We start from the raw sequence: 19,469 nt of genomic DNA on the forward strand, positions 1-19,469 counted from the left end.
GGTTTAGGAGTTTACACAATCTATTTTACAGACTCTCTTATTCATATTTCCAAGACTTATATTCCGATAACACGGTACTCACGCTGCGGACCCTTTCAGACCCTGGAGCTGTAGAATTGCGAGGAAGTTCCAGCTGGAATCAGCCCTTCAAGGTCAAGCAGGCACCCCGGTGCTAAGGCTTTTTACGCCTTTCGGGTTCGTGAACCGGAAACGTTACTGAAACACCGAAAAAGAGTTGTATATACTCAAGGGAGGAATTAATTTGCCTTGGCCTATGGTACATTTTGCTATCTCAGATATTCTGTTTGATGGCGATCCTTCGCCTAATCTTTTAATAGGTAGTATCGCTCCAGATGCTATACATATAAGGGGGCAAATCGCCAGGGAAGAAAAAGGAGCAACTCATCTCGTACATAACGATAAGTTACCAGCTGAAGAAATGTTTATGGAGAAGTGCCAGGAATATTTACTAAAGCGATCGGACCCGGAATGGAAGGACTTTGTAATAGGCTATTTTTCGCATATTTATGCAGATGCAAGGTGGACGGATACCGTTTATTCAGATTATGAGAAAGCCTATACAGGTGAAAGGAAAAATCCGGCTGACCTATAACCAAGAAGTTAGCCAAGTAGAGTTTGAACTTATGAGATTAATGAAGAACACACAAAAAATATTTACATCACTTATTAAGGCTGAAGGTTATACGATAAATCCCTTTGTTACGCAGCTTGAAGTGACTCTGTATAGGAACCTTAAAGTTAAAGGGCTGCAAGATCTTCAGAATGAACCCCAAATCCAACCCTTCTATTTTAAAACCGATAAAATAAAGAGCTTCATTAGTGAAACTTCAAAGGAATTAAAAGATCTATTTAAGAAATGGGACATAGTGTATTACAAGGAAGGCCGGAACATCAGTTAATATTACATTCACGCTGCGGCCTCTGCCTAAGGAATTATCTAGGAAGCGGACTCAGACCCTGGATCGACTAAGCGTATCGCGTCTGTCTTGTGGCCTTAAGTCGGTGAGGGTTCGTGAATACAGCAACGTTATGTGCAATACCTGAAACCTATATATGAAATCGAGGTGATTATCGTATTTAATCACATCAAAGTAGAAAAACATAAAAGCCAATACATACAAGATGAACACTACACCATTATAATTGATGGAATGGCTTTGGATGTAAGGCTGCATGACTTGTACCCGAATGATCACTATCTAGGACTAATTCCAGCAATGATCGATTGGCTAAGTTTTGAAGAAGAAAAAAGACTCGTTCATTCTCGTTACCGATCGACCAGGAACCCGGAAATCCTTCCGCTTCTGATGTGTCCGGATGATTGTGATCTCTACTGTACATTAATTGTAGCAGAGGTCATTACAAAGGATGAAGAAATAAATTGGAACAAAATAGGTCTGGATATTGACATATGTGGGACCTGTCGGTCCCTTGGTCTGCAGAAGGGTTCAGGAGTGCCTAAACGTTATCTGCAAGATGAGCCAAAAAAACTAAAGGGGATGTAACTTTGAAAAGAGTTGATGTAGCCTACTCACTAATAACTAAAGAAAACAAAACTAAAATTTTAATGGTAAAGAATAAAGACAATAATAGTTGGACCTTACCAGGGGGAGCGGTAGAACAAGGAGAGACACTACAACAAGCTGCAATCAGAGAGGCAAAAGAAGAAACTGGATATGAAGTGAATGTATTCGGTATAATTGCAGTTAATGAATGCATTTTTGAAGACAGGCAGGAGCATGCTGTGTTTTTTACTTTTAAAGGCGAGATAATAAATGGTCACGAACGGATCGAAAGACCTGAGGAAATAACTGAGATCGCATGGAAAGACATTGATGAAGCAGAACAATTGATGCCGTATTATGAAGAAGGAATAAGCATACTAATAAATAAAAACATAGAAATACCCTATTATAATCAAGGAAGAAAATAGACTGAGCGATTTCAAAAACGACAGATCCTTCATATAACATAGCATTTAAGCTGCGGGCCTCACGGCCCTGGGCATAGGTAATTGGAAATTATTTTAATGAGAGCGTATCCATCAGATAACACCGTATTCAGGCTGCGTCGATTATTCTCCATGGTCCAGTCGAAGCAGGAAGCGAGTTCATCCGGACGACTTTGTAGGAGGCATTATTGAAATTAAACTTGTTCCAGTAAAATCAGAAGAAAAAAACATCTTATCGAATCTGTATCAGCTGTACCATTACGATTTTAGTGAATTCACAAGCCAAGATATTAATAAAGATGGAAGATATGATGTAAATATTAATTTCTTTTGGGAAGGAGATCACAGATGGCATCCTTATTTCATAGAAGTTTCCGGAATTACAGTCGGATTTATAATTGTGCTTCTTGAGAATTTAGATATAGATCCAGATCCAACACATGTTATTTATGATTTTATGATTATGAAGAAATACAGAAGAAGTGGTATTGGGTATGCTGCTGCAATCAAAGCAATTGAGATGTACAAAGCGAATTGGAAAATTGCCCAGATGGAAACTAACATTCCGGCCATCTTGTTCTGGAGAAAAGTGATAAAAGATTATACAAGGGATAATTATACTGAAAAATTCAGGGAGGATGTAAAGAAGTATATTCAATTGTTTAGTTCAAAATAGTGTATAAAGAATTGTCTATATGGAGTATTTTCACTGGCATTGTAAAGACACTATGTGAAACGAGCAGGCTTTTAAGGAGGAGAAGAAATGAATTTTGAGAAAGCAGCAAATTTCATTTGGAATAATGGAAGATTATTGGAGAGGAGGATATTTGAATATATTTTTCAAGGCGGATCAAAGAACAACATTCTTAATGCAATAGAAGCGTATCAGAATGATGATGGTGGATTTGGCAATGCAATTGAACCTGATTTACGAACACCGGATAGTCAACCACTATACATGGAATTTGCTTTAAAAACCTTATATGATTGCAACATTAAAGATACTGAAATTTCTCAAAAGGCATGTGATTATGTGTCTTATCATGCTGATCTAAACACTGGAATCCCGACAATATATCCTTTGTCTGTTAACTATCCTAGAGCGCAACATTGGAATAATCCACTCTCAATAGAGCCATCGTTTAGCAGGCTTACTGGATTGGTCGGACTTCTAAAGTGGCAAGGAATAAAACATCCTTGGCTTGATAAGGCAACTGAAGTATGTTTGAATGACATTTCTTCCAAGGTATATGATGATGCACATACAATTTTAACCGCATTTTGTCTTCTTGAAAGTTTGCCTCAAACCGATTATGTAAAAGGATTATTTGATAAGTTGTCTAAAGAACTTTTTGAAGCTAGATTTTTTCAATTGGATGCCACTTCCCGGAGTTATGGACTTTCCCCGCTAGAATTTTCACCATCACCAACTTCTTACTGTAGAAGTCTTTTTTCAAATATAACGGTGCAAGATCATTTGAAAGTCCTGGAGTTCCAGCAAGATGAAGATGGCGGATGGCAGATTGAATGGGAGCCCCCAAGTGAAATGGCAAAATTAGAATGGAGAGCCTGCAAGACTTTAAAGAGTCTAATGATATTAAATTCCTACAAAATGATAAAATACTGAAAGTGTTGAGCAAGCGTACTAATCAAACTGACCCGTAAGTGAAACAAGCTGAATCTATATCATCACTTATTAAAGGGGATTGTTATGAGCTATAGAACTTCTGGCAAAGAAATCAAAGCGATATTATTCGATTCAGGCAGGGTACTAAATGGACCGAGAACAGGGCATTGGTTTATAACTCCAAACTTTTTTAACTTTATTGATGATAAGAAGTTCAGATCTATAGACAAAAAGTCTAGAGACCGGGCATTCCATAATGCAAACGCTTATATTTCCAAACAAAATTTGATTAGAAATGAAGCTGAAGAGTTTTATCATTTTGCTGAATACTATCGAATATTTTCAGATGAATTGTCTGAATTGGGTCTGACGGATGATTTGATAAAATTGATCGCTACTGATTTGGTATATAATTACGAAAAATATAAGTTCTATACAGATGTAATTGAGTTAATACCCGAATTGAGCAGAACATATAAGCTGGCTGTAGTATCAGATGCATGGCCGTCATTAGATAATGTATTTAGGCGGGCAGGGCTGCGGGATTATTTTTCGTCATTCATTATATCCTCAGTAATAGGAGTATCCAAACCCCATGAGTTAATGTACAGGGCAGCCCTCGAAGAACTGAATATGTCCCCAAATGAGGTTTTGTTTATTGATGATAACGTAAGGAACTGTGACGGGGCGGAGCAGCTTGGAATTCGCTCTATTGTATTATCCAGAGACTGGAAGCTGTATTTCTATAATAAAATGACATGCAAAAAACATGATGTGGTAAGAAATTTAAACGATGTAATTAGGAGGTTAAGGTAAGAAATCATGGAGGACAAAAAAACACAATACATCAATTACATTAAGGGCAAATACCCGGAAATTGAAATGAAAGATATTCAGGCTAATCTTACGGATGGTCTGCATAATGATGTAATTATCATAAATGATAGCGTTGTTTTTCGATTTGCAAAACATGATTTTAGTAAAGGTCTTTTAAATAACGAATACAAGGTGCTTCAAATTGTGAAGCAGTTTGTTGGTATGCCAGTGCCAAATTTAGACATCCTTGATGACGGGATCTCAAAGTATTCATACATTAAGGGGAACCCGATTTATCGGAATCGTATTCTGAAGCGAAGTGAAGACCTTCAGGAGCAGCTCGCTCAACAACTGGGTGTTTTTTTATCTCAGCTGCATTCCATCCCCATGGATATAATTAAAGAGAATAATATAAGCGCGTTTCCTGGCAATGGAACTCGGGACTCATATAAGGATTTATATTCGAGAATCGAAACCAATCTATTCCCGCGCATGAAGAGTTATGTCATTGATTGTATCCAAAATATCTTTAGTCCTATATTTGACAACAAGAATTTCCTTGATTACCGTCCTGCTTTAATTCATGGGGATTTAGCTCCCTATCACATTATCGAAGAGTCAAACCGAGTTATTGGAATCATTGATTTTGGTGTGTCGGGCTATGGTGATCCTGCTCATGATATCAGTGTTGTGCTGGATACTCTTGGAGAGGGATTTATTAAGAAAATAGGCAGGTACTACGATAACGATAATATCGAATCATTTATAGATAGATCCAGATTCTATGCGAATGTGTCTTCACTAAGATGGGCACTAGCAGGATATGAGAGTAATGATGTATCATGGTATTTGAATTATTTTTTTACAGCGAAAGATATAAGCCCCTATGGAGAGAGACTAGATTGATGATGAGGAGCATGTTCATGAGTGAATTTAGTGAAAGTTATCATTTAAGGACAGACAACCAGCAGGACGTAGTTAATCTGATTAAGGAAACTAACAATAAAGGGTATGTATTTCCAGCCCAAAATGGGTGGGTTACCTTTGTTGTGGAAGGATCTGCTTTTGATATTGACGAATCCGTTATTTCACAAAATCCGGGTATATTAGTCCATTACATATTTGCCGAAGATCATGGGTGGGAGCTGCGGGTTTTCAGGAAGGACGATTTGATTTTTGAATATGCGTGCGGCTGGACAGACGAAATTCAAATAGAAAAAAGTGTATTTAATATCGATGTTCTTACAGAATTAATTATGGAACAGGGGAACTCAGCAGAAGGTATCGAATCGTTGTTTGATGTAGGGGAAGAAACTTTTAATATGGAACAGCCGCCGGCGTACACAGTGGCAGAGAAACTGGGATTAACATACTATGAATGGTTGTCAGCCGATTATTTGGGCCGAGATGATATTGATGAGCACATATTAGTTGTAGAATACAAGGAGAAAAAATGAAAATCCATAGGGAACCTATGCTGCGCTACGGTGAGAAGGATTTCGATGAAGGGTACATTCATTGGGGATTTGATGAAGAGGATGAGCAGATAGGCATAGCCTCTCAAATGCTGTCGGTCTTCCAACCTTCAGGCAAAGACATTATTGATATTGCATGCGGCTTATCCAGATATCATAAAGTATGGTTAGACAAAGGCTACAATGTAACCGGTGTAGATTTATCCGAAACGTTCATTGAACAATCTGCGTATAACAACCGTGATTTTACCAATGCCAGCTATAGGGTTCAAGATATCAACCACCTGGACTTCAAGGAACAATTTGATATTGCGACATGGATTGACCCCATTGAAATTACAGCTAAACCGGTTCGAAACATCTTTCGTTCTTTGCGAAGCGGAGGAATGTTCATCTACGAAATGTGGAACGAGAACTTTGGCAAGTATAAGCAAAGATATATTTTTAACAAAACATGGACTTTTGAAGAAGGGATCTATAAATTAATCCGCCACGAGTATAATCATGCCACCTCAACTATCGAACATGAAGAAATCTATATCAATACGCATACGGACGAGATCACCATCAGGTATATCCATTCCAAAACAGTGAATACCCATTGTACCAAAGAGTTATTGCTTGCCGCCGGTTTTGATCGTATTGAAATGACAACATGGGATGGAAAGCCTTTTGACCCGGTTGACGACACAACCAAGCGATTTCTAATGGTAGGATATAAGGATTAAGGAGGCAACTCATGAAAAAAATTACAGGTTTATCATTCGCTTTTGTATTCATCCTGATGATGACAGCATGCACCAATCATAGTGAAGTATTCAATGATTTTAGTCTTAAGGGTGAAAGCACACACTGGACAGGAGAACTGCAAGTGCATACGGAGGAGAGGTACAACAAGAACGATGAGAAATCAACAACCTATGAAACCTCTTCAAAACACACCTTTGTGCTGGAGTATAAAGGAGAACTTGAGGACCTGAAGAGCTTAAGACATTTGAAATACAAATATCAGGGAACTGCTATCGGGGGCAGCGAGGATCAGACTTTTGATACGGGGAGTACAGACAAGCGGTTCGTGTCGACTTCTTCCGGGAATGGAGCCTTTGAAACCAAGAATTCGGTGATAGAGGTTACCGTGGAATGGGATAATCAGACAGAAACATTTACTTTGAAGAGTACAGACTAATCTTGAAGATAGAGAAATTAAGTGGGTAAGGCGCCCGGAAATGGAGTCTGAGCATGAAGATGAATAAAATAATCGAGCAGACCCAAAAACCCTTATAATATGAAATATATTAAACTAATCGGTTATATGGCGAGCGCGGCAACCCTTGTTCTTTCGGTTATTTTAATTTGGTTGAATCCCTATTTTGAAGGAATGGATAAGGTTAGCATGTATATTACGCTGGGCATGCTGATGCTTCCGGGCATAGTATTTGCGATTGGGCTATTCTTACACAGAAGCAGTATCCTGTTAATTTCATTCATCTGGAGCTTTCCATATAGTATGTATATGCTGTTAACCCCTGGGATTTTTCTAATGTTCGGCATTACAAATTTTGTCTATTTGCTCTGCTTTGTGCTGTTCAGAATCAATAAAATAAAGTATTAAAGACCGCTGCCAGCCAGTCAACGCCTCGGTGAATAAACCACAAAATCAAACTCGCTTCTTATGTAGGATAATCCTGCAATTTTCACAGTAAACGGTGTATAGCGCTGGATGGAACCTCCGCAATTCACTACGGGTCCGTCCTTTTTGCGGATGATGATGCGAACCTGCGTGAGAGCGGCGGTGAACAGTTCCATGTCCGTATCTAAATGACGCATAATTCGTGTGCTCCGCCTTTCTTCCATAATATTTTCTTCTATAATATATAGGTAATTATTCGCCAAGCTGACGCGGAACTCCTTCCGGAGAAGTGCAGATTTCGGGAACTGCCGGGTATTTCGCGAACAACGCCGGAGGGATTTTTTGTACCTTTTTATAATAGAGCCCTCAAATCAGGTGTGATACTATTAACTTATCTTGAAATCGTCTTCATTATGGGTATCGGCGGTGATGGGATGGAGCGCTTTCTGCTGAATCTGTTCAGGAGATATACCCGCAAGCTGGGGAATAAGCTCGGACTGGCTTTTTCGCTCATTGTCTGTGTGCTGATTCTGGTGCTTGCCACCGTCTCCTATTACCGGACCACCTGGATTATCAAGGACAATTATATCTCGAATACGGCTAAAGAGCTGGAGCATATGAATGAGGGTCTGGACAACTATGTGGCGCAGATTGACGCGCTGTCGCTGTCATTCAGGCGGGATGACAACTTTATGGGGGCGCTGATGGGCGATGAGGAGGATTTCTCCAGCCGTCTCTATATCGAGAACCAGCTAAGGAACCTGTTCTTCTCTTCCAGCGGAGACATCGCCGCCGTCTCCCTGTTTATTCCGCGGACCGGGGCCGAGTATAGCCTGTCACGTCTGATGGACCCGCCGAAGCTGGAGGTCGGTTACCCGAAGCAGATCACATCGAACTCGTGGTACAAGGAGGCAAGCTCCAGAGCCAACAGGTTTCGGAGCATCCAGCCGCCGTTACAGTCGTCCTGGGCGTATAATATAGAGAACAAACCGCTGTTTTTCACTTTTCACAGGGCGCTCATTAATATACCTAGCCAGAGGCCTCTGGGCATGGTGTCCATTACGCTCAACTCGACCTACAGGGACAAAATGATCAACGATGTTCTTGAACAGAACGGCGAGATGCTTGCCATTTTTGACCGGAACAATACTTCCTTCTATAACAGCAACACGAAGATGCTAAGCAATGAAGCCGGGCTGCTGGGGGCCATTGACTGGGCGAAGCCGGAGGGCTATCTGAGCTGGAGCAGTGGCAAGGAGAATTTTCTGGTCACGTACGCAGTATCGCCGGACGATGGCTGGAAGCTGGTCAAGCTGATCTCCACGAGAGCCTTGAACGAGCGGGCCCAAAATACGAGAAATCTGGAGTTCGTCATTGGGCTGGTCTTTTTGCTGATCGGCACATTGCTTGTAACTCTTGTAACGAAAGCGATTACAAAACCATTGAAGCAGCTGTCGAAGCAGATGGAAAAGGTGGGCGGAGCGAACTTTGATGTGATGATTGAAGTCAACGGCAACGACGAGATCGCCTACCTGTCCAAAAAATTCAACACGATGGTCGCCAAGATCAACGATCTGATCAATGAGGAGTACAAAGCCAAGCTGGGCGAGAAGACCGCGCGCATGAAGGCGCTTGAAGCGCAGATCAATCCGCATTTCTTGTATAACGCTCTCCAGACCATTTCCACGGAGGCGCTGGTTCACAGAGTCGATCACATTGACCGGATGGTGCAGGCGCTGGCTTATATTTTACGATATTCGATCCGGACCGGCGACCATGTGAATCTGGCCCAGGAAATGAATAATGCCGAGAGCTATGTGATGCTTCAGCAGGCCAGGTACGGCGAAAGATTATCCGTCAGAATCGAGCTGGAAGAAAGGATGCTCGGAGTCCCTATTCCCAAAATGGCCGTGCAGCTTCTGGTGGAGAATTCGATCAAGCATGCTCTGGAGCAGACCCTGGACCCCGTCCTGATCAGAGTTCGGGGCTATTGTTCGGATGAACGGGCGATCATTGAGGTAAGCGACAACGGTCCAGGCATCCCGGAGGCCCGGCTTAGAGAGCTTCAGCAATTGCTATTGAAGGAGAACTGGATGAGCGAGCAGGGAGGCATCGGGCTGAAGAACCTGTCCGAGCGATTAAAGCTGCTGATTCATAGCGACGCCAGGCTGGAAATTCGCAATCTCCCGGAGGGAGGAGCATCCGTACAAATCATCATTCCTGTGAAGGCTGGAGAAATTGGCCCATAAGCAAATGAACGGGAGGGATCTTGGCATGTATAAGGTGTTGATTGTCGATGATGAGCGCCCTGTCCGGACGGCGATCAGGCTCGCCGGAGAGTGGGAGAAGCTTGCAGTATCCGAAATCGCGGAGGCGCCGGAAGCCCAGACAGGACTCCAGATGCTGGAGGCGTGGAAGCCTGACATCGTTCTGGTTGATATCAGGATGCCTGTCATGGACGGCATGGAAATGCTGCGCAGGGCGAGCGCCCGGCACCCGGAAGTCAAATATATCATCATCAGCGGCTTCGACGAATTTGAATACGCCAGGCAAGCGATCCACTGCCGGGTATTGGACTATTTGCTGAAGCCGATCGATAAGGTGGAGCTGAACCGGGCCTTATCCGAGGCGGTTCGCCAGCTCGAAGAGGAACGAAAGGTCCGGGAGCTGGAGCAGCAGCAGCGAATGATGAGCAATCTGTCTATGCCTCTTTTTAAAGAAAAGCTATTGACCATGATTATCGACGGCGACCGCATCCATCCTCCTATTCTTGAAGATTACAAGCGGCTGACCTCCATAACGAAGCAGCATGTGCTGTACGGCTGCGCCATTGTTCAGGTTCTTAATTTTGACGAGGTGTGCGCCTCCAGGTTTAAGGGAGACTCCTTCTCCTGCTATTTCGCGTTAACGAATATGATTGACGAATGCTGCGCTCCCTGGAGCCAGGGCTTCAGCTTCCGAAGCTACAAGACCGATCATGAAATTATTGCCGTGCTGGAAATGGGTACTGGACCGGACCCCAAGGTCTTCAGCGCCGCGAAAATAACGGAAATGCTCCATTCCCTGCGGACCCTGTTCGGCTTCGTTGCCATTGCCGGGATTGGCGGATTCTCAGCTTCCTTTGAACAGCTCGGAGAATCCTACTATGAAGCCTGCGCAATCAAGTCCAGCATTAACATTCTTCAATCCGGGAACCGGGTGCTCACGGAAATTCAGGCCGGACGCAAAGCTGAAATGTATTCTATTATGAACAAAAAGGAGCTGCTGCTCCGCGCATTTGAGAGTGGGAATATCGAGTTTACCCGGGGCATTATGAACGGGTACTTTGATCTTATCCAGCAGACCGGTTATTTCAGCATGGACGACGCGAGAAAATCCGCCGCCGAGTTTATCCTGATGATCGAGGATATTACGGTTCAGCTTGGCATCGCCGCAGATTCGCCCTGTAAGCCTGTGTCCTGTGGAACCGCTCCTGTCCACCCCTCGTTCGAGGATTTCCGCGGGTTTGTGTTTCGCGTCATTTCGCTGGTGTTCGACAGAATTCAGACTGGACTCAAGGATTCGGAGGCTTTCAACATTATTCGCATCAAGAACTATATCGACGACCATTTTTTTACCGATATCAATCTGGCGATGTTCTCGGAGCAGTATTATTTAAGCAAGGAGTATCTCTCCAGGCTCTTTAAAGAAAAGTTCGGCTTCGGCATTTACGAATATGTGCTCAAGGTGCGGATGGACCGGGCCAAGGAGCTGCTGGATGATCCATCCATCAAAATCCAGCTGGTATCCAGCAAGGTCGGCTTTAACGACAACGCCTATTTCAGCAAAGCCTTCAAGAAATACACCGGTCTGTCGCCAAGCGAATACCGGAGCCTGACGCTGCAATCGAAAAAGAGCATCTGAGCTGCTGACAAGATCCTTATCCGGAAGCAGCTGCGCAAATGATGTTCGAGTTCAGGATATTCCTATAAACCCTTCATTTTTGTACATTTCAATCGGAACGGCTTCACGTTATTCTGTCATAGAGGAACCTTAAACGTTTACGTGGAGCCTGAACAAAGGAGCCTCGGAATGAAGAAGAAACCGGTATTCGTCGCAATGGGCTTGATTCTGATGACGGCTGCGCTCACAAGCTGCCTGGGAGGCGGCCAATATTCGGCGGAATCCAGGGAGGCAGGCGGCGAGGTCCGGCCGGTTGTCCTGAAAATGTTCACCTTTGGCGAGGGCTTGTCCGAGCAGCTGCATGACATGGCCGACAAGTATCACGCCCTGCATCCTGAGATTACGGTAGAAACGGAGCTGATTTCAAACGAATACGATTCGGTCCTCAAGACGAAGCTGAATTCCGGCGATGTGCCGGATATCTTCATGACTCAGGGCTACATGGCGAACCGGACGTACAAGGACATCGTGGTGGATTTAACCGGCGAGCCATTCCTGGATCAGATTAAAGACAGCGCCCTGAAGGTCGCCAGGCTGGATGGAAAAATATACGGGGTGCCCGTCAGCATCCAATCTTACGGCTTCATATACAACAAAAAGGTGTTCGCCGATGCCGGCATTGACACGCTGCCTGCCACCTATACCGAACTGGAGAAGACGGCCAAGCGGCTTCAGGCCAAAGGGATCACGCCATTCGCCAACTCCTTCAAGGAGTGGTGGGTGTTTAAGCATATCGCTTCCCAAGCTTTTGCGGCCGAAGAAGGCGATTATGCAAAGACGGCGCAGGAAATTTCCGAAGGAACCAAGACCTTTAGGGATTTGCCGCTGTTTGGCAGGACCTTCGATATGATTGATCTGATGGTCAGGTACGGCAGCGACAAGCCGCTTGAGACGGATTATGGAACAGGACTTGCTCTGGTGGCCCAGGGCAAGGCGGCTATGGTCCATAACGGAAACTGGTCGGAAGGCGATATGCTGAAAGCGAATCCATCCGCCATGCTCGGCTTCTTCCCGGAACCGGTCGGAGACGATCCCTCCAAAGCGAGGCTGATGGTCGATTCCTCCGTGCTCCTTCGCATCAGCAACAGCTCCAGACATATAGAGGAAGCCAGGAAATTTCTCGATTACATCGTTACCGATTATATCAGGCAATACGGATGGCACGGCGAGGTTCCGGTCGTGAAGGGAGGAGCGGCGCCGGGCGGCCAGCTTGCCCGGGAAACGATCCGCTATCTGAACATGGGCAAGATTTATCCCTGGGTTCAGGGCTATTGGCCGGATGGCTTCGATACGCAGCTTGGAGCGCTGTTTCAGGAATATGTGGCGCAGGTCAAGACCAGGGAACAGGTGCTTGACGAATTGACGGAGGCTTGGGTGAAGCTGGTGAAGGCGGCGAAGATGTAGCGCGGGGGAAGGGATAAAGCTGGCTCGAATGGATTGGTTGAGGAGGTGAATTCCGCAGCGGGACGTGGTGCCATGGTTGGTTATGCCGATATCCACTCTATTCCAAATGGGAGGACACTAGGGGATGCAAAAAAAGAATAGAAAACGTTTACATCGAGTGATGGCCTCGATTATGGCATTAAGCCTGATCGTGCCGGCCTTCGGCTCGGGGTCCGTAATGGCGCGGGACAGCGAGTTTACCCGAAAAGGCTCCGGCCCGATGTACTGGATCACGTACGAGCATCAGTGGATCCAAAATATATTCATGCCGGAAGACCGCTGGAAGGCGAATATTGACTGGATGGCGGAGAATTTTCAGCCGTATGGCTATGATATGGTCAGTACGGACGGATGGATTGAAGGGGCCACGCTATTAAATGAGAACGGTTATATTGTGTCGCATAACAATAAATGGATGACCGATCCGTTAGGTTCGGAAGATGGGAACACGGGTCCCGTATACGGAGTGGTCAACGGCAATTTCAGCGATCCCGAGACCAAGGGCTGGACTTTTACCGGACCGGCGGCCCACGGACGCAACAACGACAACGGCAATGATTCCTTGTATACTTGGCTGGATGATCCCCATAAGGAGACGGTCAGCCAGAACGTTTATCTGGAGCATACGGGCCTGTACAGGCTGAGCGCCAAGGCGAGGACCAAGAATGGAATGTATGAGGATGGCGTTCCGGCATTTATGAAGATCAAGGGCTATGACGCCGCCGACCCGGAGGCTGAAACGGTAACCGCGATTACTTATGAGAATTGGACGGATTACAGCGCCCAGCTGAATATTACGAATCCAAGCGTATCTCTTGAATTTTCCTATGACGCTTTAGCCAAGTCCAAGAGAAGCGCCGGGCTGGACCTCGACGATGTGAAGCTGGAAAGAGTTGCGGATGAGACGGACACCTCGAACCATGCGGTGAACGGCGGCTTTGAGCAGGGCGATTCCGTGGGCTGGACATACGGCGAGGGCTTCCTTCACGGAACCAACAACGATAATGAGAGCGGCACAGACAAATCCCTGTGGACCTGGTCGAATGATCCGAATACGGTTCAGACCGTCAAGCAGAGCGTTGATTTGCCGAACGGCAAATATGTGGTGAAAGCCAAAGCCAAGACCAAGGATGACATGATTAAAAATGGAGCGACCGCCGTCTTCCGGGTTAACGGCTACAATTCAGCGGTTCCGCAGGCGACTCTGGCCAAAACGGTGAGCAGCCAAAGCTGGACGGACTATTCCATTGAGGTTGATGTGACCTCGGGTTCGCTGAACCTGGAATTCGCAGCTGACCCGAAGGGCAAGTCAACCAGCGCGGGAATCGATGTGGATGATGTAGAGGTCAAATGGGCCGGGCCGAACGACTGGCAGGGCTATCCATCGGAGCTTTATCCAGGCGGACACACCTGGAAATACTGGGCGGATTACATCAAGAGCAAAGGCATGAAGCTCGGGATTTACTATAATCCGCTGTGGGTCACCCCCGAGGTGCTGAAGCATCCCGACAAATACCATGTTACGGTAAAAAATGACGACGGCAGCACCGAGCAGATTCCGGTAGCGAGCCTCATCAAGACGGAGCCGTACAATCTCGGCAACGGCAAGCAGTTGAACGGCGACCGCTTCGACGGCGGACAGGGCGCGGACCAGGCGCTGTACTGGCTGGATGTCAACAAGAAGGGTGCGAAAGAATACCTTCAAGGCTATGTGAAGTTCCTGGCTGAGCAGGGCGCTTCCTTCCTGCGCGTCGATTTCCTGTCCTGGTATGAATCGGGCTACGATCAGGGTCTCGGCCAAATCGGAACGGGCCATAATTCGGACACGGAATATGCCAAAGCGCTTCAGTGGATGGATGAAGCCTCCGCCGACAATCATGTGTTCCTGAGTCTCGTTATGCCCGACCTGAAGGGCCATGCCCAATATGAGCAGCAGTTCGGCGATATGATCCGCATTGACGAGGACGTATTCGGAGGCGGCTGGGATCATACCAGCGGACGGCGGCAGAACTGGACCCCCGGCTGGTCGCAGTGGGCTAACTCCTTCCAGGGATTCACGGGATTCTCCGATATTTCCGGCCGCGGCTCAATGATTAATGACGGCGACTTCCTGCGCCTGAACACCTACAGCGGCCAATATGCCGACAACGAGCGGAAGACCGCCTTGTCCCTGTTCGCGATCGCGGGCTCGCCGATTACAATTGCCGACCAGTACGACACCATCGGGGATAACGCCAGGTTCTATCAGAATCCCGAACTGATCGAGCTGAACAAATCGGGCTTGGCCGGCAAGCCGATTTACTATTCGGGTGAGCATTACAAGAATAATGCCAGCCGCGACAGCGAGCGTTGGGCCGGTCAGCTTCCGGATGGAACGTGGGCCATTGCCCTGTTCAACCGCAGCGACGAAGCCAAAGCGCTCACTATGGATTTCGCGAAGGAGCTTGGGCTGGCCGACGGAGCGTATGTGCGCGATATCTGGAAGCATCAGGACCTTGGATATAAGAAGGTCTACTCGAAGACCCTCGAACCGCATGACACGGTCGTGCTCAAGCTGGTTCCGAAGACGGCTTCCAAGTCGTATCAGGCGGAAGTGGCCGCGTACCAGGGCGGGGCAATCTTCGGCAATGATGCGGCGGGATACCAGGGCTTCGGCTATATCGGCGGGCTGGCTGAGCAAGGCGCCAAGCTGACCTTTGCGGTCAGTGTTCCGCAGGACGGCGATTACCCGCTGAATATCCGCTACGCCAATGGCAATGAAGCGGACAGCCCGCTGACGGTGTCTGTTGAGGACGAAGCGGGCGGCGGAGCGGATTCGGATACCGTCATTTTCAAGAGTCTTGGCCAAGGCAACTGGGATCAGTGGAGCAGCGCGGAACAGACGGTTTCCCTGAAAAAAGGAACGAATCTGATCACCCTCAAGCAGCCGGAGAACAGTGCGGGTTCCGTTCGGATCGACTCCATTTCGTTCAGCTCCGGAACCGGCCAGTTGATTAACGGAGATTTTGAAGCGGGCAATGAAAGCGGCTGGATCGTGGATACGCACGGCACTACGATATGGCATGGCGTGGACACCAATGATGCCTTTGAGGGCCACAAGCAGTACCTCTATTCACCGGATGCCGGGGGAGAGGCGACCTCGCAGCAGAAGATTGCCAGTCTGAAGAACGGGCATTATACGCTGTCCGCCATGGTCAAGCTGATGCCGCATCTGGACCCGACATTTGCGGGCGGAACGGCGAAAATGGTCATTTCCCAGCCCGGCAAGGATGATGTGGCCGTTGATCTTACGCCGAGCCTGAAGGATGGGGTTCCATCTACAGGCAAGACGAAATGGGAAGCGGGCGACTTTGAGTACAAGGAATTCAAGGCCGAAGCGGATATAACGGAGCAGGAGGCTACGGTCAAGTTCATTATTGAAGCGCCCAAGGCGGACACTTCCATGCAGATCGACAACGTAAAATTTACATCCGGTGAAGCGGTGACGGAAGCTCCGCTCGTAGGCCTGTACAATCCGGGCTTTGACGAAGGCTTCACCGGCTGGAGCCGAACGAACATGACGCATCAGGCGATTGTCCGAGACGGAGATAGCGCCTTCGCCAGAATCGGCGGGGACAGCGACTATTCCTCCGATATCTGGCAGTTCCGCAATGCGCCTGCCGACGGCCTGTATCAGCTGTCGCTGAAGACCCGCAGCACCGGGAATTTTGACAAGGCCGAGGTCTATGTAAGCTATTCCGGCGGCATCAAGAAGCTGGATATTCCGTCCGGAGCGGACTTTGCGGAGCTGAAGCTGCCGAATATCCAGCTGTCCATGAACGAAGTGGTCAAGGTCGGCGTTCTTGCCGAGGGCAACGCGGGGAGCCGATTGGATATCGACGACTTCAAGCTGCAGAAGGACAACGACCAGCAGTTTAAGGACGTTACCTTCATGAACAGTCTTTCGGACACCGATCCGTATCAAGTATCCGATGGCGGCCGGGCGGTGGTGCTGAATTCGCAAGGCAGCGCAAAGGTGAAGCTGGAGTTTGTGAAGGCCGATACGGCCAAGGTATGGATGGAGCGTACCGGAACGTTTGCGAAGAAGGACACTTTTGTTGTGGATAGCGAGCAGGGAACGGCAACGCCTGCCGTCAAGGATATGGAAGATGACGGGTATATTCTGATTCAGACCGATGCGTTGAGTGTGCGCGCCTATAAATCGCCGTTCCGACTGGCTTATTATGACGCTGCCAACACGAAGCTTCTATCCGAGCAGGTTGGCGGCCAAGGCTTCGGGTATGACGGAGATACCGGCGTTTACAGCGAGATGGTCCTTGCGCCGGACGAACATATCTTCGGGCTTGGCATGGACCGCGACGCGCAGTCGTTCGACCGCAGAGGCAAGAAGGTCGTCATGGACAATGCGATGACCGGCGGCTACGGCGGCAATACATCCGACGTTTCCAGCACCTTTTTTACCAGCACGAGGGGTTACGGCCTGTATTTCGATAACACGTACGAGAAAGCGGTCTTTGACATGGGCGCCATGGATGAGAGCAAGTACAGCTTCAGCTCGCCGAATGGAGAAATGCTCTACTATTTCATAGCTGGCGACAACGGCGGTTCCCTGAACAGCATCATGAAGAGCTTCTCTGCCCTGACCGGAGCGGCTCCGATTCCGCCGATATGGACGCTGGGCTATATGCAGTCGAGATTCGGCTACAGAAGCTGGAATGAGGTTGACGGCATTGTCGATACCTTCCGCGATAAGGACATCCCGCTCGATTCCATGGTGCTGGATGTGTACTGGGCCAAGAAGAATCATTATTTCGATATGACCTGGAACGATGATCCGAAGCAGGACTTCATGAATCCAAAGACTAACATGGATGAGCTGAAGCAAAAAGGCGTCAACATCGTGACCATCGTCGATCCTTACGTCCAGGTTACGGCTTCCAATTTTAAAGAGGGCGACCGCAAAGGGTATTTTGTCAAGGATGCCTCGGGAAAAACCGTCATTTATCCGGCCTGGTACGGCAAAGCGGGACTGATCGACTTCACCAATCCCGAAGCGGCCAAATGGTACAGCGCCCAGGTGAAAAAGCTGCATGATGCCGGTGTGAAGGGCTACTGGATCGACCTTAACGAGCCGGAGCAGCCAACCGATTCTGTGAAAGACCAGTTTGCCGCAGGCAGCGCCGCAGAAATTACCAACGTGTATGCGCTTAATGAAGCAAAGGCTTTCTATAACGGCCAGCGCAGCTATACCGGCGACCGGGTCTGGACGCTGGCAAGATCCGGATTTACCGGTATCCAGCAGTACGGCACCACCGTCTGGAGCGGAGACATCGATTCCAGCTGGGAATCCTTCTCTCATCAACTCCAGCTCGGCTTAAGCGCGGCGGCGTCGGGCATTTCGTATTTCACCAACGATACCGGCGGCTTTAACGGCAAGCCTACGCCGGAGCTGTACACCCGCTGGATGCAGGCGGCATCGCTGATGCCCGTCTTCCGGTCGCATGTGGCGCTGGGCGACAATCCTTCCGACCCGAGCAATATCAGGGAGCCGTGGGCGTTTGGAGCCGAGGCGGAGGCTTCGGTTGCGAAAGCGATCAAGCAGCGGTACCAGCTGCTGCCGTACATTTATTCAACGGCGAAGCAGACGGCGGACGGAGAAGCCTTGCTTATGAAGCCGCTTGTCATGGATTACGCGAGTGACAGCAAGGTGTACAACATTCAGGATGAGTGGATGTTCGGCGGCTCCATTCTGGCCGCTCCGGTTCATCAGGAGAATGCGGCGGAGAGAACGATTTATCTGCCAAACGGAACCTGGTATGACTGGAACTCCGACCAGCAGTTTGAGGGCGGCAAGGAAATAGCGTACAGCGCGGACCTGAGCACCATTCCGATGCTGGTGAAGGAAGGCGCCATCATTCCGGTCAGAGAAGCGCAGGACTTCTCCGAACAGACTCCGGCAGGCGAGCTGACGCTCAAAGTGTATCCGTCAAGCGGCGGAGCGGCCTCAAGCTTCACGCTCTACGAGGATGACGGCAAGACATATGATTACGAAAAAGGCAAGTCTGCGGCAACCGAGCTCAAGGCGAGTGCGCAGGAGGATAAAGTAACGCTGAATATCGCTGCGATGAAGGGCAGCTATACCGGCAAGGTCGACCAGCGGGTGTGGTCCTCCGAGGTGAAGATCGGAGCGGGCGATAAGACGGTCTATTCCGTCAAACGGAACGGCAAGGAATTGACCGAGGTTGACTCGAAAAGTGCCGTGAATGCAGGCCAGGATGTGTGGTACTACGACACGGCTGCCCGCAAGCTGTATGTCAGAACGGCAAAGGTGGCCACCTCGGAGGCTCAGCAAATTACAGCCGCGCTGACCGCAGCCGGAGCCTTGAGCATCAAGGACGTGACGTTGGACGCCGCAATGCACCGCGCAGGCAGCACCAAGGATGTGCAGATCGCCGTGAGTACGGTTAACGCCGCTGACGGCACGCCCGTCAAGGCGGTACTGCTGAAAGGCGCTCTGCCCTATGAGGGCGTTCCAGCCGCAGCCGGTTCCGTTAGCGGCGGGCC

General features: G+C 48.0%; 15 protein-coding genes. 14 read left to right on the forward strand and 1 reads right to left on the reverse strand.

Annotated elements, in window-relative coordinates:
* The first annotated feature begins 262 nt into the window (after window positions 1-262).
* From L692_RS33370 to L692_RS0101265, 10 genes are all read left to right on the forward strand, one after another.
* Window positions 263-613, forward strand: a complete 351-nt coding sequence (locus L692_RS33370) for a hypothetical protein (protein WP_232238717.1) — start codon at window positions 263-265, stop codon at window positions 611-613.
* A 439-nt stretch (window positions 614-1,052) separates the two neighbouring features.
* On the forward strand, window positions 1,053-1,526 hold the full coding sequence (locus tag L692_RS27500) for a hypothetical protein (RefSeq protein WP_051503422.1): 474 nt from the start codon (window positions 1,053-1,055) through the stop codon (window positions 1,524-1,526).
* Between the two features lie 2 nt (window positions 1,527-1,528).
* Window positions 1,529-1,954, forward strand: a complete 426-nt coding sequence (locus L692_RS0101230) for an NUDIX hydrolase (protein ID WP_025696459.1) — start codon at window positions 1,529-1,531, stop codon at window positions 1,952-1,954.
* Between the two features lie 268 nt (window positions 1,955-2,222).
* A complete protein-coding gene (locus L692_RS0101235) occupies window positions 2,223-2,648 on the forward strand; it encodes a GNAT family N-acetyltransferase (RefSeq protein WP_332258241.1) in 426 nt (141 codons plus the stop codon).
* Window positions 2,649-2,735: 87 nt separating this feature from the next.
* Window positions 2,736-3,599, forward strand: a complete 864-nt coding sequence (locus L692_RS0101240) for a hypothetical protein (protein ID WP_025696462.1) — start codon at window positions 2,736-2,738, stop codon at window positions 3,597-3,599.
* Window positions 3,600-3,683: 84 nt separating this feature from the next.
* The gene (locus L692_RS0101245; RefSeq protein WP_025696464.1) at window positions 3,684-4,415 is read left to right on the forward strand and encodes an HAD-IA family hydrolase; all 732 of its coding nucleotides are present in this window, start codon (window positions 3,684-3,686) and stop codon (window positions 4,413-4,415) included.
* A 6-nt stretch (window positions 4,416-4,421) separates the two neighbouring features.
* The gene (locus L692_RS0101250; RefSeq protein WP_025696466.1) at window positions 4,422-5,321 is read left to right on the forward strand and encodes an aminoglycoside phosphotransferase family protein; all 900 of its coding nucleotides are present in this window, start codon (window positions 4,422-4,424) and stop codon (window positions 5,319-5,321) included.
* A gap of 17 nt (window positions 5,322-5,338) precedes the next feature.
* Window positions 5,339-5,872, forward strand: coding sequence for a hypothetical protein (locus tag L692_RS0101255; RefSeq protein WP_025696468.1), 534 nt, complete (start codon window positions 5,339-5,341; stop codon window positions 5,870-5,872).
* Window positions 5,869-6,618, forward strand: a complete 750-nt coding sequence (locus L692_RS0101260) for a class I SAM-dependent methyltransferase (RefSeq protein ID WP_025696470.1) — start codon at window positions 5,869-5,871, stop codon at window positions 6,616-6,618. Before L692_RS0101255 ends, L692_RS0101260 begins: the two co-directional genes overlap by 4 nt.
* 11 nt (window positions 6,619-6,629) lie before the next feature.
* Window positions 6,630-7,076 carry a hypothetical protein gene (locus tag L692_RS0101265; RefSeq protein ID WP_025696471.1) on the forward strand — a complete coding sequence of 149 codons (447 nt, stop codon included), beginning with the start codon at window positions 6,630-6,632 and terminating at the stop codon, window positions 7,074-7,076.
* A 443-nt stretch (window positions 7,077-7,519) separates the two neighbouring features.
* Here L692_RS0101265 and L692_RS27505 read toward each other — a convergent pair whose 3' ends face one another.
* Window positions 7,520-7,783 carry a hypothetical protein gene (locus L692_RS27505; protein WP_025696474.1) on the reverse strand — a complete coding sequence of 88 codons (264 nt, stop codon included), beginning with the start codon at window positions 7,781-7,783 and terminating at the stop codon, window positions 7,520-7,522.
* A gap of 171 nt (window positions 7,784-7,954) precedes the next feature.
* Here L692_RS27505 and L692_RS0101280 point away from each other — a divergent pair, with 171 nt between their 5' ends.
* From L692_RS0101280 to L692_RS27510, 4 genes are all read left to right on the forward strand, one after another.
* Window positions 7,955-9,769, forward strand: a complete 1,815-nt coding sequence (locus tag L692_RS0101280; RefSeq protein ID WP_025696476.1) for a sensor histidine kinase — start codon at window positions 7,955-7,957, stop codon at window positions 9,767-9,769.
* Window positions 9,770-9,794: 25 nt separating this feature from the next.
* Window positions 9,795-11,423, forward strand: coding sequence for a response regulator transcription factor (locus L692_RS0101285; protein ID WP_025696478.1), 1,629 nt, complete (start codon window positions 9,795-9,797; stop codon window positions 11,421-11,423).
* A gap of 168 nt (window positions 11,424-11,591) precedes the next feature.
* Window positions 11,592-12,866, forward strand: coding sequence for an ABC transporter substrate-binding protein (locus tag L692_RS0101290; protein WP_025696480.1), 1,275 nt, complete (start codon window positions 11,592-11,594; stop codon window positions 12,864-12,866).
* Window positions 12,867-12,990: 124 nt separating this feature from the next.
* The coding region (locus L692_RS27510; RefSeq protein WP_156940272.1) for a TIM-barrel domain-containing protein at window positions 12,991-19,469 on the forward strand (6,479 nt) is incomplete at its 3' end.

Origin of the sequence: Paenibacillus forsythiae T98 (genome assembly GCF_000520735.1) — a bacterium.
In the GTDB taxonomy this organism is placed as follows: domain Bacteria; phylum Bacillota; class Bacilli; order Paenibacillales; family Paenibacillaceae; genus Paenibacillus_AQ; species Paenibacillus_AQ forsythiae.

Excerpts from the sequence above, each read along its gene's own strand:
- L692_RS0101245 (WP_025696464.1), top strand. The coding sequence starts at position 3,684 with ATGAGCTATAGAACTTCTGGCAAAGAAATCAAAGCGATATTATTCGAT.
- L692_RS0101260 (WP_025696470.1), top strand. The coding sequence starts at position 5,869 with ATGAAAATCCATAGGGAACCTATGCTGCGCTACGGTGAGAAGGATTTC.
- L692_RS0101265 (WP_025696471.1), top strand. The coding sequence starts at position 6,630 with ATGAAAAAAATTACAGGTTTATCATTCGCTTTTGTATTCATCCTGATG.
- L692_RS0101240 (WP_025696462.1), top strand. The coding sequence starts at position 2,736 with ATGAATTTTGAGAAAGCAGCAAATTTCATTTGGAATAATGGAAGATTA.
- L692_RS0101280 (WP_025696476.1), top strand. The coding sequence starts at position 7,955 with ATGGAGCGCTTTCTGCTGAATCTGTTCAGGAGATATACCCGCAAGCTG.
- L692_RS0101290 (WP_025696480.1), top strand. The coding sequence starts at position 11,592 with ATGAAGAAGAAACCGGTATTCGTCGCAATGGGCTTGATTCTGATGACG.
- L692_RS0101250 (WP_025696466.1), top strand. The coding sequence starts at position 4,422 with ATGGAGGACAAAAAAACACAATACATCAATTACATTAAGGGCAAATAC.
- L692_RS0101255 (WP_025696468.1), top strand. The coding sequence starts at position 5,339 with ATGAGTGAATTTAGTGAAAGTTATCATTTAAGGACAGACAACCAGCAG.
- L692_RS0101285 (WP_025696478.1), top strand. The coding sequence starts at position 9,795 with ATGTATAAGGTGTTGATTGTCGATGATGAGCGCCCTGTCCGGACGGCG.